The sequence below is a fragment of the Tenuifilum sp. genome, from assembly GCF_037481895.1.
Taxonomy (GTDB): domain Bacteria; phylum Bacteroidota; class Bacteroidia; order Bacteroidales; family Tenuifilaceae; genus Tenuifilum; species Tenuifilum osseticum.
Genome location: NZ_JBBFKU010000037.1, coordinates 17,868 through 34,785 on the forward strand (window position 1 = coordinate 17,868; position 16,918 = coordinate 34,785).

The following is a 16,918-nucleotide window of genomic DNA, read 5'->3' on the forward strand; positions in this document are numbered from 1 at the left end:
TTCTCAGGGCTGGCTTTGGTTACGCCAGCCTTTTGTGTACAGTTTAGCCAGTAGCGTTAGCTTGTATAAGTCCATCAGCAGGATCGATGGACGGCTACCGCAAAGCTGTTTGCGGAGCAGGGGAGTGTATACACGCGACACCCACCTTAAGGGGTAGAGCATTCCAACCTTTCGCAGGAAACGGAATACCTTGAGTAGGGTAATTGATTTTTCAATATCCCTACGCATGCAGGGCATAATGTGCAAAATCTTAACAAGATTTTTCACGCCCTGATCGGTTTTCTCCAAAAACTCCTGGTTGCTATCGAGCCCCATGTGTATGGTTGGATTATCGATATGGAGGATATCAACCTTATGCTTTTTTAGGTCAAGGCCAAGGAGGGTGTCCTCGTGCCCGTAGCCTGATAGTTCCTCGTTGAATCGGATGCTGTGGAAGGTGTCGTACTCAATCAGGAAGTTTCCGCTGATAAACGAGCTGTATGGCTTTAGCTGCCGGGAGTATGCTGAGCGGCATTCGCGTTTTACGCCGTATTTCCAACGGAGCAGAAGCTCGTGACGGAACGGCTTGGGGCCATACTTACGTCCGCCACAAACCACCTTTGCGTTAGGTAGATTTTCAATGTAACGTTTAAGGTAATTCGGGTCGTCAACCATTACATCGCAGTCGAGGAATAACAACCATTGCCCGGTGGCAACATCGGCTAGGCGGTTGCGAATTTTTGAACGGCCTATGTTGAAATCGAACTCCAGGTAGTTGACCAAGCTATGCGAGGCAAGCTGCGAGTTGCGGTTCCGGAAGTAGCTGTGCGAGTGGTCGTCGAATATGAGAATCTCAATTGGGTATTGCAACCGGTTAGCCTGAGCAATAAGCTCACCAACCAGCTCGGTAACATCGAAATTGTAAACCGGAATGCAAACCGAAATCATTCTAAGCCAATTAAACTGCTAAAGTAACACAAATTGCCTCATTGTAATACGATGAAATCGAAATTTTTGTTTGCCTTACTCATCCAATTCGTTATCAATAGGCAGGAAATCGTCGGGGATACTCTTCTTTGCCTTTGCTCCTAGTTCCTTTAGCTGCTGTGCCTGAACCACAAGGTTGCCCCTGCCATCCTTTAGCTTCCCAAACGCTTCCTCGTATTTTTTTTGAGCAGATGTGAGGCTATCGCCTATTTTACGGAAATCTTCCAGGAAACCCACAAACTTATCGTAGAGCTGGCCGCCCTTTTTGGCAATTTCCTCGGCGTAACGGTTGCGGTACTCGCGCTGCCACAGGTCGTATATCAGCTTTAAAGCAGCAATCAGGTTTGTAGGGCTGATAAGCAAAACACGCTTTTCGTAGGCATAGTTCCAGATTGCCGGGTCGCGTTCCATCACAAGCATAAATGCGGGTTCAATTGGGATGAACATCATTACAAAATCGAGCGAATCAACCAGCTCGTCATAGCTTTTTGCCGATAGTCCATCTATATGTCGCTTAACCGATTGTAGCAAATCGTTTACAGCAGCTTGCTGCTCCGTTGGGTTCGATGCCGAGCAATAACGCTCATAGGCCACCAGTGTCACCTTTGAGTCAATCACCACCTTACGGTTGTCGGGGTATGAAATGATAACATCGGGCTGAAAACGCTTCCCCTCCTCGTCCGTTATCGACTCCTGCACGGTGTACTCACGCCCCTTTACCAGCCCCGATTTGGATAGAATGGACTCAAGAATCATTTCGCCCCAGTTTCCCTGTGTTTTCACCTGCCCCTTCAGCGCCTCGGTTAGGTTCTTGGCCTCCTGGCTGATGGTTCGGTTAAGCTCGCTAAGTTCCTTAACCTTCTCGCCCAGCGAGAAACGCTCACGGCTTTCCTTCTCGTAAACCTCTTGAACCTGCTTTTGGAACTGCTTTATATTCTCGTCGAGCGGCTTCAGCAGCCTATCGATGGTTTCCGCGTTCATTTTGGTAAACCGTTGCGATTTATCCTCAAGGATTTGGTCGGCCAGGAGCTTAAACTCCTTGGTGAACTGCTCGCCAATTGCCTCTAAGTCCTTTTTTTGCTTTTCAAGCGATTCTTTAAGGTAGATATTCTCCTTTTCAAGCTCTACTCCCCTGTAACGTGCCTGTTCAAGCTGATGCTGTTTGGTGTCGATGTCAGCCAGTAGCTTCTCAATTTCCTGCCTCAGTTCATCGGTTGTTTTAGTGGCACTCTGTAGCGATGCTTCAAGCGATGAAACCTTTGCGGTTAGCGCTATCCTTTCCTCATCGCGTTGTGCAAGTGTGGCTTGTAATGTACTTATGGTTTCGCTGGCATGTCGGTTCCTTTCGGCTAATACATCAACCTCGGTACTCAACTGGTTCAGCTTTGCGGTCAACTCATCAATATAGGCTTGCTGTTTTGCAGCATTAGTTGTTTTGCCTTTTAAAATCAGGTAAATAAGCAATGCGCCTACTCCAACTCCGGCTAACGCGATAATAACTTCCATAAATTTATGTTTATCAAACTATTAGAAAAAACGTTACAGTCTATAAAGTTACTAAAAACTGCTTTCCCTCTCCCATGTATTTAGTAAAGTTGTCAACAAGTTTGGGCTGTTTATCAAACTTTTTTCAAATGTTGGTGTAAAAAGAGCGAGATTTCTACCCCTAACGAGCAAGAATTTTTGTAATTTTAGATACTTGATACTATGAGTGCGATGAATTGGAAAGCAGGGTTTACTTTAGTTTTACTATTCTTTATCGGCTTAAATGCTTATGCACAGGATAAAGAACGGTTTCAAAAGATTTTTGAAAAGGAAACCTCCGGTGAAACAGATAACCAGAAGCGGTTTAAAAATGTATCGCGCCTAAGCTACTACCCCGATACTTTACCCTCATGGTTTTTTAATCCACACGCTAACGGTATGGGTTACTATGCCATTGGAGTTTCCGACCCCGACATGGTGCTCGATGAAGCCAAAAAGCAGGCTATAATCCGGGCAAAGTCAATAGCGCTCTTAAACGAGGAGTGTAAAATTCAGTACTTCAAGGATATTTACACCGATGCAAAGGAAGTTCAACGCTACACCAACCTTAACGAGCGGTTTGATATCTACTTTAAGCTGACAGCCAAACGCAAGGTTTCCGATGCTATGTTTGCTGTGCTCGACACACATGTAACACGCTATAACGAGTTTGTGGTGCTGGTTAGCTATAACCCACAACGGGTTAATGAGTCCGATACTCTTTACCCACTAATGGCCAGCGCATCGGCGTTTTTTGTTTCGGCAAGCTACGATGGAGCTGAGGATAACCAGGCTGAGTACGAAATGAAAAACTACCTGCTTACTCCCGACCAGAAGGTTACTGGTGCCGAATTCCTATTCAGGGAGAAAGGTAATAAGTTCCTAAGCGTATCGAGCTTTAACGGTGAGCAGCTTGAATATCCGGCATTCCCTTACTCCTACACATCGCCCGATGCCACATCGCGGAATCAGGTTCTGGTAACTTACAATGGTTTATGGAGCATTCTATCGAGGCAAATGCTTTTTACCCTGATGCTAAACACTCAGCCCTACAGCGTTAAGCTGAAAAATGTTGACCAACAGTACACCAGCGGCGTTACCCGGTTAGCACGTGAAATAGCATCATTTTCATCCACCCTTGAAATTAACGGCATCAAATTTGTAAATGATACCTTGAAGTTTGACCTGAACCTTAAGGGTCAAACCAATAGCATGTGGTAAAAGCTTTATATGTAAAACTAAAATAGATGGCGCAATGAAAACATTTATCAAAGCAACGCTACTCTCAGCATGGAGTATCATAGGTTTACTTGCTACAACGCAAGCGCAAGAATTTAGCAAGCTAACGCCTAAACAGATAGGCGATAAAATTACTCTTGAATACGCCATTTCCGGCGAGGCTGTGGGACAGCAATTTACAGTTTCGCCCTTCTACTCCATCGATGGGGGGAAATCGTTCTTACCGCTCAAGAGCGTTAAGGGTAATGTGGGGAACAATATACCCGGTGGTAGAAATCAAATAATTGTTTGGGATGTACTAAAAGACCTCAAGGAACTCGACTCCGATGTGGTTTTCAAGCTCGAGGGGGTCTCAAAAAGCGTTGTGCCCCTTCAGGACGATTTCCGTGACGTTCTCTTTAAGCTGGAGAGCTTAAATCGCACACCCGATGGGAACGTTGAGCTGATACTCTCCATTACCAACAACGGCCCCACCCGCGATTTAAAAATGATTAACGGGTTAATCACCATCACCGATTTCAATAAACGTAAATACGATGCCCAGAAGGGTAAAATAGCAGAGGTTGAAGGGAACGAGCGTTACTCCACCCCACAACGAACCATTAAGAAGGGCGAGAACGTTAAGGCCCGCTTCCTGTTTGAGCGTGTACCCGCCGAGGTTGACCGCGCCATGAGGCTCGATATAGGTATTGAACTCATAACCGATGAAACTTACGGTATTGACCTGAAAATTGGAAAACTACAATTCCGCGACCTTCCCGTTAGTACCGTTCAAACTACAGGGATGCGTGTTGAACAAACCAAAAAACTTCAGCTAGCGTCATCGCCTGAGCATTTTACCATTCGCAAGGTGGAGGTAGTTGATAATAACCCGCCGGTAATTGAGCTTATTTCGCCAGCCAACATCCCGCTTGTAGGCAAAGAGGCAACTCGCGGTCGCCCCTACGCACAGTCGTCCATTGGGATGGACGATAAGCGGCTCCGCTCCCTTGCTACCGGAGAGGAACTTGCCACCACCGATGAGTTTACCATGGTTAAGGCCAAGGTTACCGATGAGAGCGGGATATACGATGTAACCGTTAACGGTATCTCTGCCGAGCCCGCAAAGGATGGAGTATTCCAGGTTAAGGTTCCTTTGGAAATAGGCAGGAACGAGATTGTAATCCGCGCAGTTGACCTTCGCCAGAATAGCATTGAAAAGAAATTCTTCGTGCTTCGGAAATCACCCTCTGGAAAGGTAGCAAAGGGCGACACCGAAGAACTTGACCTGGTTTTTGATTCCCCAAAAACCGCCCCTCGTTACTTTGCTCTAATCATGGGTGCCAACGACTATGCCGACGATGCCATTACCGATTTGGATAATCCCATACAGGATGCCACCAAACTTTATAATGTTCTGGTAAATCGCTATACATTCGACCCAAGCAATGTAATTTTCCTGAAAAATCCAACCCGCGAGCAAATGATAAATGCCATGGATTGGCTTACCCGTAAGGTAACCAAGTACGATAACCTATTGGTGTTTTATGCGGGCCATGGTTTTTGGGATAAGGAAACCGATTTTGGTTACTGGATACCCACCGATTCAAAATCGAATAGCACTGCCAACTGGCTGGCAAATAGCCAAATAAAGGATTACGTTGCTGCCATCAAATCGAAACATACCCTGGTGATTGCCGACGCATGCTTTGGTGGAAGTATTTTCCGTTCACGTAAGGCTTTTGAGGAGGGGTCACAATCAGTTAAAAAAGCATTTGATGCCCCAAGCCGTAAGGCTATGACTAGCGGTAACCTTACCGAGGTGCCCGACCGTAGCGTATTCCTTGAGCAGCTTGTTGACAAGCTAAACAACAACACCAAGAGCTACGTAACTGCCGAGGAACTTTTTGCCTCAATCCGCAATGTGGTATTAAGTAGCAGTCCTGTAACCCCAATGTACGGCGATATTAAAGATGCCGGCGATCAGGGTGGTGACTTTATCTTTGTTCTCAAATAGTTTATCAAAAGTCGGGGCTTTACACTGCCCCGACTTTTTGTAACCTGTAACTTGCTTTTTCTTAAGATTTTTAAGAATTTGCAAATGAATTCCTCCAGTAAGTAAATGGATGTTAAACATAATAACCCTATTTAGCATGGAAAAATTTACTCTTTTAAGCATTGTTGCCGTTTGCTTTTGGGCTATCGCCGCAAACGCCCAGGATGACAAGTTACAGAAACTTGAGGCAAAGGTTGAAGCCGCCAAGGCAAAGGTTGAAAAAGCCGATGCCAAGATTTACTCAGCCGACAGCTTGATAACCGAAGGTAAAAGAATTATGCAGGATGCTGCCGTTGATATTAGAGCGCTTGAAGCTGAACAGAAACAAATGGAAAAGGCACACTTTAACGAGATTAAGCCATTGGAGAAAAAGTTACGCTCCAAGGATAAGGAGGAGGTAAATAGCGCTAAGGCTGAAATAAAGGAATCGGAGAATAAGTTTAAGGAAGAGGTTAAGCAATGGAACGTTAAGTACAAGGAGGCTCTCAAGGTTTATGAGAATGGCCAAAAGATGGTGGCAAAAGGTGAGGAGAATATGAAAAAGGCTAAGGGCGAAAAGAAACTTGCGGAGGATGCCCTCAAGGAGGCCCAAAAGGCTTACGAAAAGGCAAGCAAAACAAAGTAAAACTTACTTGCAATATAGAGGCTGGGGGGATAATATCCCCCTTTTTTTACAATTTGATTTTTATCATGCTTACAAATGGGAAAAAAGTTGAATATTGCGAAAATTAATTGTGAGTAACTATGAAAAAAGGCTTTGGCTCGTTTGGTAAAAGTTTTTGGACTGCCATTACCATGGAGTTCTTTGAACGAGGCTCATACTACGGTGTGATGTCGATTCTTTCGGTTTACCTGGTTCTTAGTACTGATCAAGGCGGATTGGGTTTTACCAAGGAAAAGGTAGGAATCATAAAAAGCGTTATTACGCCGTTACTATACATACTCCCCATAGTGGCAGGGGCCATAGCCGATAGATTTGGCTACCGAAAAACACTATTCTTTGCCTTTGCCGTAATGAGTTCAGGGTACTTCCTAACAAGCATTAGCACCTCATACTCTGCTGTATTCCTAAGCCTTACGCTTATGGCAATAGGTGCGGGAACCTTTAAGCCAATAATTTCCGGAACAATAGCCCGAACCACCAACGAGTCGAACTCATCGTTAGGATTTGGAATATATTACTGGTCTATAAACCTTGGGGCCTTTCTTTTCCCATTACTCTTAGTCCCTTACCTTAAATCGTTGGGTTGGAACTACATTCTGCTGATGGCCGCATTTGGGACAGGCTGGCTGCTTCTGTTGAATTTCTTTGTGTTCCGTGAACCCGCAAGGCCACAAAGCCAGAAAAACCTTGTTCAGGTTTTTGCCGATATGCTTTTGGTACTAAAAGATTATAAGTTCATACTAACCATAGTAATATACTCAGGTTTCTGGATTCTTTACTTTCAGATGTACGACTCTGTACTCTGGTTCTTGAAGGAGCGTATCGATATGACTCCCGTTAACAATGCCGTAAATTCTTTTTTGGCCATTTTTGTCGATAATCCATCGTGGAAGTTTGATGCTGAACACGTTACGGTAGTTAATGCGGGAACCATAATACTTTTGCAACTTATAGTATCGGCAATTCTAAAGAATGCCAAACCCTTACCAACCATGATAGTTGGAATATCGTTTGGGACACTGGGACTTGGCCTTTTGGCCATTTCAACCTATGCATGGGTGTTTATTTTAGGATTAGTGATTTTTACCATTGGCGAGATGACCGCCCATCCAAAGTTTATTTCCTACATAGGTTTAATTGCGCCACAGGATAAAAAAGCGCTTTACCTGGGCTACTCATTCCTTTACGGAGTAATAGGTAGCGGTATTGGTGGGGTTCTTGGTGCTTTTGCTTACGTTAAGTTTGTAACTAACATGAACCGCCCCGAGTTGTTCTGGTTGATGTTTTGCGGAATTGGTGTATTAACCATTATCGGTTTAATCCTGTTTAACAGGTTTGTTCTAAAGGGTTCAAAGCCGAGCTAACCACTTATGATTCGTAGAGTGGGAGATCGACCGTAAAGGTTGTGCCTATGTTTTCGGTAGAGGTAAAATGGATGCTACCTCCAAAATTCAAAATTATTTCGCGTGTAATGGCTAGCCCTAAACCGGTTCCTCCCGATTTGGTCGTGAAATTAGGAGTAAAGATTTTTTCCCGAGCATGTTTTGGTATGCCTATGCCCGTATCGGAAACATCAACTCTTACCATACTGTTGGATGTTTTTGATATACTTATGCTAACCTCACCGGTTTTACCACGCTCAATGGCTTGTATGCCATTCTTTACAAGGTTGTTGAATGCCCTTAAAAGCTGATCCCTATCGGCAAAAACAAACGGTTCGCCCGCTGCATTGTTAAGCACTATCCTGATATGTTTATAGCTGGAGTAAAGGGTGATAACATCGTTTACAACAGCAACAAGGTTAACGGGCTCACGTTTTGCGGTGGGAAGTTTTGCAAACGATGAGAACTCATTGGCAATAACCGTTAGGGCTTTTATCTGTTCGGTTAGCGATTGTGCAAACTGCTCAAAACGTTCGTCCCAGTTTGGCAAACCTTCACGTTTGGCTTTAACCAGGTGTTGCAGGCTAAGCTTTATTGGCGTTAAGGGGTTTTTAACCTCGTGGGCAATCTGTTTAGCCATTTCGCGCCAGGCGGTTTCGCGCTGGCTACGGGCAAGTTCTTCGGCGCTCCGAGCTAATTCTATAACCATTCGGTTATACTCGGCAATGAGCTGTCCTACCTCATCGTTTCCCGCATACTCTATGGTGGCATTATTGCCGGTAATGTTAACCCGACTCATGCTCTCACGGATCAGCTCTAGCGGTTTGGTTAGTTCCGAGGCTATTGCTACCACCAATGAAATTGAAAGCATGGCAAGCAGTGCGAATATGTTGATAATTGCCACAATAATTCCATAGAGCTCATTGCGAAGTTCCTCCTGCCGGGTAAAGTAGGGTAAGTTGAGGTAGGCAACTGTTTTACCATAGGGGTTCAAAAGGGGTACGTAAGCGGAAAGGAATTCGGCTTTCCCTATGCTCTCCCGCTCTAAATACTTGGGATTGTGCAGGTGATGAAGTTGATACCATGCAATGGGGTTCATCATTCTACCTAATAGGTTTTTATCAAAAACCTCGGAACGCGATGTGGCCAAAAGAACTCCGCTTGTATCGTAAATGTTAATGTCCGTGTAAAATGTGTTAGAAAGGTCAATCAGCTTTTCTTTAAGCTGCTCAACATCCTGCCTGTTCTTGTTCATGTAAGGAAGCATGTGTTCCAGTTCAAACTGGAGCGAGAGCAACTTTTCGCTTAGGCTACTCCTATTTCTGTCATCAAAGTTCTTGACATTATAGTAAATTGTGGCTCCAGCCACAAGCACCATCGATAGAATAATTATTGACACCATTGCCCATCCAATTTTGTGCTTCAGGCTGGTGAATTGAGTGCTTAGTTTTATTCCAAGCAGGTATAGGTAAAGCGATAGTATTATAAGGAGGAAAACCAGGATGTAGGCAAACGAAGCCGTTGAGCTAAGGGGTTCCTGACGAGGTCGGCTAATTACAATTGTATCGGTCTGGTTTGGTTTATAGGACAAGTGGTTGTACCTATTCTCATTATAAAATTTGTAGGAACCCGTAAGGGAATCGGAATCTGTTACTGTTAACCTGTACTCGTACGCCCCCGATTTTGTAACCAGCTTTCCCTTGTGATACTTAGCCCACGAGTAACCCTTTAGCTGATTACGTTTGTTTTTCCCTTCAATAAGTAGTTCTGGATACCCCAGGAGTTCCCAGCTCGGGCGGCTATTCAGTTCTATGTAAAGATTACGAACCTCATCGTCGAATCGGTAGCTCAACACGCCAATATAGTAGATGTAGCCCGACTGGGTTGAAAGGTAGTAGAATCTTGAGCTGGGTAGGATAATTCCGTAACTTGAAATCAGGTTATCAAAAAATAGATTGCAGTTTGTTTTGCCTCCTAACTCATCGATAAGAATTGAACTCTCCAAGCAAACCGTGGCGGTTAAGTCGTACCGATTAAGGTAGTCCTTGAAGTATTCACGGCGTAAGTAATCGTAAAGCTCAACGTTCTTGTTCTCAATATCCTTAACGCAGCTACGGGCGTAGGCATCGGTTGTGAGTGCCTGGTAAAGCTGTGGCAGTATGGTTTCAGCCAGTGGATCCCGCTCACTACTCAAACTTACTGCAAGAACTTTTCGAACGGCAACCTCCTTTTGTCGGCTGTAGATTGAAACTATTACAGTGATATAGATTGACGAAACAGCTGCAAGAAAAAGTAGAGCCTTGGCACCAATTGCTTTGTTTTTTACCCAACAGAACCAGTAAAGAGTAACCGAAACTAACAAGAACCACCCATAGCCAAAAAGGGAGATGTGGCTAAAGTCCGGTAGCATAAAAAATGGGAGAGCAACAATAATTGCCGCAAGCGATGCGTATTTAATAAAGCGTTTACCTTTGGCCTTTTCGTTAATCCGAAGCCAAAGCAGGTTGAGGGTAATTGCAGTAAGAACCCAAAAAAACAATGAAAGGTATCCTATTACCGAGTAAATGTTGAGGTTGAAGATATTTGATGTGTCGAGAGGAATTGTAGAGTGATTAACCAGCGATACCATTATGGCATGGGTTGCAATATAGCAAAGGATTGTGAGTAGCAGACTAATAACTGAAATTATTCTATCGCCTAATATGCCAATATTTACCCTGTAATTACTTAAGTTACGGAAAGCAAATGCTGCCGCTACCAAAACTAACACTGAATTTATTAAGAAATCGCCAAGCGAGGGGTTATACCAGGTATGAGCGTAAAGTTCAGGATTAAAAATAGTTAGTGGAAGTATCCCCGGGAACGATGTTTTAAGACTAACTAGTCTAATAGCCACAATTGCAGCTATAAATATCATAACCTTTATTGCCGGGTGAATTTTTTTGAAGTATTGGTTTAGCAATAAGGCCAGCGATACTAGAATCAAAGCCAGCGAAATGTATCGTAAACCCGTTTTAAAGTTTTCTTTTAGGACAGTCCCTGTTTTATCGGTTGGAACCAGGTAAAAGGGCTCAAAGTTTTTAGGTCTAATTGGAATGCAGTACGATTCCAATTGCTTTGATATGCTAAACCCTGAAAGTATATTAAAATCATTGGTGTAGCTGTTTACAAGATACTTATTTTGATAAGGGTATTCGTTCGATACATGGATAAGAACCCTTGCGGATAGCGATGAGTCGGCATTGTAGTTCCAGAATGAGATGTAGTAAGCGCTGTTCAGCTTCACCAGCTGAGCGATACCTGCTCTCTGTGGACTCTCCTGGGGATCGATATTTGTTGACCAAAAGCAGGTTTTCCCATTCTTTAGGATAAAAATCTCAAAACGGTCATCATCTGACAGTGAATTAATAAAGCTAAGGCATGTTTGAAACGATTTTGATGAGCAGGAACTATCAATTTCTTCCAACAGCATCTTTGATAGGTCAAATGCTTTTTGGGTCTTCCTCTCAAAGATTTTTTCTATGGATTTTTTTTGAGCTGTTATGGGTTGAACGTAAGGGATTCTACTTAGTCCATACTCCGCGATAAATAGGAGTGCGAACGTGATAGCAATTAGGATTACTGGTATATAGCGTATTTTTTGTTTCATTACATAATTTATAGCAAAAATCGAGCCTAAATCAAGGATTATGGTAAGGTTCCCCCTTAATGATTGTGAAGGCCCTGTAAAACTGTTCGGCAAATATCAATCTAATAAGCTGATGCGAAAAGGTCATAGGCGATACGGAGAGTTTTCCGTGACATGCAGCTTTTACCCGCTCATCGAAACCGTAGGGCCCACCAATAAAGAAAGCCATATCGCGTTGGCCAGAGTTCATACGTTTTTCAATTAGACCCGCAAACTCAACCGATGTATAAAGCTTTCCATGCTCATCGAGCAGTATGCACTCCTGGTGGTTTACCATCTCGGCAAGTATCATATCACCTTCCTTTTGCAGCTGCAGCTCAACCGGCATCGATTTGGTATTTTTAAGCTCAGGAAGGACTTTAAAGTCAAACCTGCAGTAACGGCTAAGCCGTTTTGTGTAATTATCGAACCCTTCGGCAATGTACTTTTCGCTTGTCTTTCCTATTGCTACAAGAGTTATTTTCATTGGCAAAATGGTAAAAATTTTATGGTTTCCTGCTAACACAGAAACCATAAAATTAAGTAAAACTTGATATAGTTGTTACAGGTTTTGCAAAAGTTGATGGCTTGATTTGCTCCAAAGAGGTATGCTATATGTCATTATATATAGAATGAAATGTCATATTAAATAAGGGATAGATTGTAAGAAGTTTAAGATCCCATTAGATGGTTTAACTTTTCTATTCTTTTATTTAAATTTTTCATAAAGTCCTTTTCTTGGATAATATATCGTTCTTTCAATATAACTATCATATGGACCACCAGGGTATTTAGAATTCCAATCTAAATTTAACCATATACCATTTTTATCTAATGTATAATTTATTTGTTTAACACTTGATATTCCAAAAAGTATTTGAAATATATTTTGATAATGATAGTCAATTTTTTCTTTTATTTCATCAGGATTTGCTTTTAGGTAAACCTCTGTAAAAGCATGCGCATTTCCATTCTCATTTACTACAAAATTAATTCTAGTTTTACCTCCAATGCACTCTAATGTTGCAGCCATTAAAATTGCAAAGTCATCACAATCTCCACAGAGGTTACTTTCAATTGTTTCACTGGCTTTTGCAAAGTAATCAATTCCTCTTGGGTCACTTACATATTTCCAATTATCATATAAGTAAGAATATATATTGCAGATTTGATCAATATTAAATTCTCCTTCATATTCTGAAGCTAATGATAAGGCAAAACTTCTTGTTGTTGGATTAGTAAAATCCATAGCATTTTGTAATTTTACTAAATTGTTATGCTCATTATAATTACAAGAATATATAAATATGAAAGTTAGAGAAACTAGTAAGAGTTTATATGGTTTCATCTTTAACTTTGTTTAAATTGTTTTAAACTTATTCAAAAATATAAAAAATAAAACACTTTAAAAATAATTAAAATAGATTTATTGCATTCCTATGCTAGAATCGATTTTTTTGAAAACAGTTTTTAAAACCCTTTTATTAACGCTTCACGACTCACGTTTCATGTTTTTCTTCTTCATCGATACCAGCACGAATACGGTATGGCTATTGCCTGTGGATATCACCTTTTTGCGTTCTACGCGAACGTCGCGTAGCTCAGCCTTTACCACTTCAGTGGTAATGCTTTCGCCATCCTTGCTAAGATACTTAACCTGCCCAACCTGCCTTGCTAGTTGGATTTTTGCATCCATTGTTGCCTTTTTCTCGGCAACGTCAACAGTTGGGCCTGTTGCCGTACCGGCAGCGTAAATCTTTCGGGCTGAGGTTGGCGGATTGTTGTACCAATCAGGTATCGATTCAACATCAACCTGAGCCATTGCCGTAGTGGCAAGCATCATCAAAACAAAGGTAATTAGTCGGTTCATGGTGCTTTGATTTATCAAGTTCAATTTATCATAAATCGTGCCAAGGCAAGCTGTGCTAATAAGCTTTTGCTAAAGCTATAGTCCATTGTTGAAAAAATGCTATTTTTGCGGTTCGATTTAGTTTACAACACAATATATGGATAGTACAAGAGAACTTTCGGCTAAGTACAACCCGGCTGAGGTTGAGGATAAGTGGTACAAGTACTGGATGGAAAAAGGATTTTTCCGTTCTATCCCCGATGAGCGCGAGCCCTACTGTATTGTTATACCCCCACCCAATGTTACCGGAGTGCTTCATATGGGACACATGCTTAACAATACCCTTCAGGATGTTTTGGTGCGTAGGGCACGAATGAAAGGAAAGAATGCATGCTGGGTTCCCGGAACCGACCATGCTTCAATTGCTACCGAGGCAAAGGTTGTAGCCAAATTGAAGGCCGAAGGGATCGAAAAATCGCAGCTTACCCGCGATGAGTTCTTAAAACACGCCTGGGAGTGGAAGGAGAAGCATGGTGGTATAATCCTTGAGCAGCTAAAAAAGCTGGGCGCATCGTGCGACTGGGAGCGAACCTGCTTTACCATGGACCCAACCCTATCGGACAGTGTTATCCATGTTTTTGTTGACCTATACCGTAAAGGTTATATTTACCGTGGCGTACGGATGGTAAACTGGGACCCGCAGGCTAAAACAGCTGTATCGGACGAGGAGGTTATATACCGCGAGGTAAATGGTAAGCTTTACTACCTGAAATATAAAATTGACGGGGAGGATGGCTTTGTAACCATTGCTACCACTCGCCCCGAGACCATTCTGGGCGATACTGCCGTTTGTGTAAACCCCAACGACCCACGCTACACACACCTAAAGGGAAAACACCTTTTGGTTCCGCTCATCAACCGGAGAGTGCCTGTTATTTTTGATGAGTACGTTGATATGGAGTTTGGTACTGGTGCGTTAAAGGTTACCCCGGCTCACGATATCAACGACTACATGCTTGGCGAAAAGTATAACCTTGAGGTTATTGATATATTCAACGACGATGGGACCCTCAACCAGTTAGCGCAGCTTTACGTTGGAATGGACCGCTTTGAGGTGCGTAAGCAAATAGTTATCGATCTGGAGCAAACTGGCCATCTGGCTAAGGTTGAGGATTATGTAAACAAGGTCGGATTCAGCGAGCGTACCGATGCCGTTATTGAACCAAAACTCTCGATGCAGTGGTTCCTTAAAATGAAGGAGATTTCCAAACCTGCACTCGACGCTGTGGTTAACGGCGATATCAAATTACATCCGCCTAAGTTTGTGAATACCTACCGCCACTGGATGGAGAATGTTAAGGACTGGTGCTTATCGCGTCAGCTATGGTGGGGGCATCGTATACCTGCCTGGTACCTGCCACATGGTGGGTATGTGGTTGCTCACAATGAGCAGGAAGCACTAGAAATTGCTCGTAAAGAGACAGGCAATGCAAGCCTTCAGCTATCGGATTTGCGCCAGGACGAGGATGTGCTTGACACCTGGTTCAGCTCCTGGCTATGGCCAATATCGGTTTTCAACGGTATTTTGGACCCCGAAAATCCCGATATCAGGTATTACTACCCCACTCACGACCTAATTACCGCACCGGAAATCCTTTTCTTCTGGGTTGCCCGCATGATAATTGCTGGTTACGAGTACCTGGGCGATAAACCTTTCCGCAACGTTTACCTTACCGGTATTGTTCGCGACCACCTGCGTCGCAAGATGAGCAAACAGCTTGGCAATTCACCTGATCCGCTCCACCTTATGGCAAAGTATGGTGCCGACGGTGTAAGGGTTGGAATGCTCCTTTGCTCACCCGCAGGAAACGATTTGCTCTTTGATGAGAGCCTAACTGAACAGGGACGTAACTTCTGTAATAAGGTTTGGAATGCTTTCCGTTTGGTAAAGGGTTGGCAGGTTGATGCTAATGCAACACAGCCCGATTCCGCTAAAACGGCCATTGAGTGGTTCAACAATGTACTAAACAAGGCCATTGAGCAGTGCGACGATGATTTTGAAAAGTATCGCATATCGGAGGCCTTGATGAACCTCTATAAGCTATTCTGGGATGAGTTTTCGTCGTGGTACCTGGAGGCAATTAAACCAGCCTACGGACAGCCAATCGATGCAGCAACCTACAATGCAACCCTTGAAATCTTCGAGAAGATGTTGGCCCTGTTGCACCCATTCATGCCATTCATCACCGAGGAGCTGTGGCAGCACCTGCGCAACCGTGCCGATGGCGAAAGCATTATGGTAAGCCAAATGCCCAAATCGACCGGGGTTGATGAGGAGTTTATTAAAACCTTTGAGCGGGTTAAGGAGATTATTGCTGGTATCAGAAATATCCGTCAGGAGAAAAATATTGCTCAAAAAAATTTGCTTTCAGCATCGGTTCGCACCTCAAGTAAACTGCCCAAAGGGTTTGAGGAAATCATTATGAAGCTTGCTGGGCTTGATCAGATTAGCTATACCGATGGAAAGATTGAAGGCGCAGCATCGTTCATGGTTGGGGTTGATGAGGTTTATGTACCCCTCCAGGGTTTAGTTGATGTTGATGAGGAACGTCAGAAAATTCTGGCCGAGCTGGAGTACACAAGGGGATTCCTGGATAGCGTGCTGAAAAAGTTAAGCAATGAGCGATTTGTAAATAATGCCCCTGCAAATGTTGTTGAGCTTGAGCGCAAAAAGCAAAGCGACGCCGAAACCAAAATTAAGGCACTTGAGGAAAGGCTGAAAGAACTGAAGTAGATTTTTAAAGGGAGCAAAATAAGTTGCTCCTCCTGAAGTGCAAAAAATGAACATAAATCGCATTCGAGCTGTTCCGAGTGCGATTTTTTTTGTAACCGCGGATGTTTGCAAAACTATCATTTTGTCAACCTGATCCCCGATTATAAAGGGATAAGCTTTGCCGAGGTATCTCATACTTAGTGTACAGTTTGCAGTGTACAGTTTGCAGTGTACAGTGTGCAGCGGGGTGGTGTATAGTGTTTGGTGATTTGTTTTTAGTGTTTAGATAATCATAAACTGTTAAACCTACCAAATCTGCGTAATCTGCGCTCCATTCCATCTCACGAACAACTTTTCCTGTCATTCCGAGCTAGTCGAGGAATCTCATTTAAAAAAAGGGAATGAAGGTTCAATGAGATGCTTCGGCTAGCACAACATGACAATCGTCTCGTGAACTGAACAGCAGCAAGTATCACAGAGTTGCACAGTGTAACACGGTGTTACACAGAGTATATGACGTGGCATTCACGAACAACGATTCACGAACAACGAACAACGATCAACCTTTCCAGTCCCGTAGGGGCTAAATATTTGTAACTCCATGGCTACTCCCACTTGTATAGCTATGCACGCTATGATATTCCAAAGAGCAAGGGTGAAACGTTGCATCGCAACGGAAAAGCATTGCAAAGAGCTATTCACATGTTCTTTCTTGTCTTGATACAAGAAAGAACCAAAGAAGATCAAGGCTGAAAAGCCCGACCCGATGGGTGCCCCGTGGGTGGAACTGCCACGCGATACTATTCGCCACGCCTGCGG

General features: G+C 43.3%; 11 protein-coding genes. 5 read left to right on the forward strand and 6 right to left on the reverse strand.

Features of this window, described 5'->3' with window-relative positions; genetic code table 11:
* Window positions 1–3 precede the first annotated feature (3 nt).
* A complete protein-coding gene (locus WHS63_RS10845) occupies window positions 4–927 on the reverse strand; it encodes a glycosyltransferase family 2 protein (protein ID WP_445205121.1) in 924 nt (307 codons plus the stop codon).
* A 75-nt stretch (window positions 928–1,002) separates the two neighbouring features.
* Window positions 1,003–2,472: a DNA recombination protein RmuC gene (gene rmuC, locus WHS63_RS10850; protein WP_445205122.1), complete on the reverse strand. Its 1,470-nt coding sequence runs from the start codon at window positions 2,470–2,472 to the stop codon at window positions 1,003–1,005.
* Window positions 2,473–2,682: 210 nt separating this feature from the next.
* Here rmuC and WHS63_RS10855 point away from each other — a divergent pair, with 210 nt between their 5' ends.
* The 4 genes from WHS63_RS10855 to WHS63_RS10870 all read left to right on the forward strand — a co-directional run bounded on the left by WHS63_RS10855 (window position 2,683) and on the right by WHS63_RS10870 (window position 7,792).
* On the forward strand, window positions 2,683–3,711 hold the full coding sequence (locus tag WHS63_RS10855) for a hypothetical protein (RefSeq protein WP_445205123.1): 1,029 nt from the start codon (window positions 2,683–2,685) through the stop codon (window positions 3,709–3,711).
* Between the two features lie 34 nt (window positions 3,712–3,745).
* Window positions 3,746–5,725, forward strand: a complete 1,980-nt coding sequence (locus WHS63_RS10860; RefSeq protein WP_445205124.1) for a caspase family protein — start codon at window positions 3,746–3,748, stop codon at window positions 5,723–5,725.
* A 136-nt stretch (window positions 5,726–5,861) separates the two neighbouring features.
* Window positions 5,862–6,389: a hypothetical protein gene (locus WHS63_RS10865; protein WP_445205125.1), complete on the forward strand. Its 528-nt coding sequence runs from the start codon at window positions 5,862–5,864 to the stop codon at window positions 6,387–6,389.
* 119 nt (window positions 6,390–6,508) lie between these two features.
* Entirely contained in the window at window positions 6,509–7,792 is a 1,284-nt protein-coding gene (locus WHS63_RS10870) for an MFS transporter (RefSeq protein ID WP_445205126.1), read from the forward strand.
* A 4-nt stretch (window positions 7,793–7,796) separates the two neighbouring features.
* Here the strand turns inward: WHS63_RS10870 and WHS63_RS10875 are convergent, their stop codons facing one another.
* The 4 genes from WHS63_RS10875 to WHS63_RS10890 all read right to left on the reverse strand — a co-directional run bounded on the left by WHS63_RS10875 (window position 7,797) and on the right by WHS63_RS10890 (window position 13,347).
* Entirely contained in the window at window positions 7,797–11,459 is a 3,663-nt protein-coding gene (locus WHS63_RS10875; protein WP_445205127.1) for an ATP-binding protein, read from the reverse strand.
* Between the two features lie 31 nt (window positions 11,460–11,490).
* Window positions 11,491–11,964 (reverse strand): 23S rRNA (pseudouridine(1915)-N(3))-methyltransferase RlmH, encoded by a 474-nt coding sequence (locus tag WHS63_RS10880; RefSeq protein ID WP_445205128.1) that lies wholly within the window; start codon window positions 11,962–11,964, stop codon window positions 11,491–11,493.
* A 222-nt stretch (window positions 11,965–12,186) separates the two neighbouring features.
* Entirely contained in the window at window positions 12,187–12,726 is a 540-nt protein-coding gene (locus WHS63_RS10885) for a transglutaminase-like domain-containing protein (RefSeq protein WP_445205129.1), read from the reverse strand.
* Between the two features lie 243 nt (window positions 12,727–12,969).
* The gene (locus WHS63_RS10890) at window positions 12,970–13,347 is read right to left on the reverse strand and encodes a hypothetical protein (RefSeq protein WP_445205130.1); all 378 of its coding nucleotides are present in this window, start codon (window positions 13,345–13,347) and stop codon (window positions 12,970–12,972) included.
* A 136-nt stretch (window positions 13,348–13,483) separates the two neighbouring features.
* Here WHS63_RS10890 and WHS63_RS10895 point away from each other — a divergent pair, with 136 nt between their 5' ends.
* Complete coding sequence (locus tag WHS63_RS10895) at window positions 13,484–16,120, forward strand: valine--tRNA ligase (RefSeq protein WP_445205131.1); 2,637 nt, start codon at window positions 13,484–13,486, stop codon at window positions 16,118–16,120.
* The last annotated feature ends 798 nt before the right edge of the window (window positions 16,121–16,918 follow it).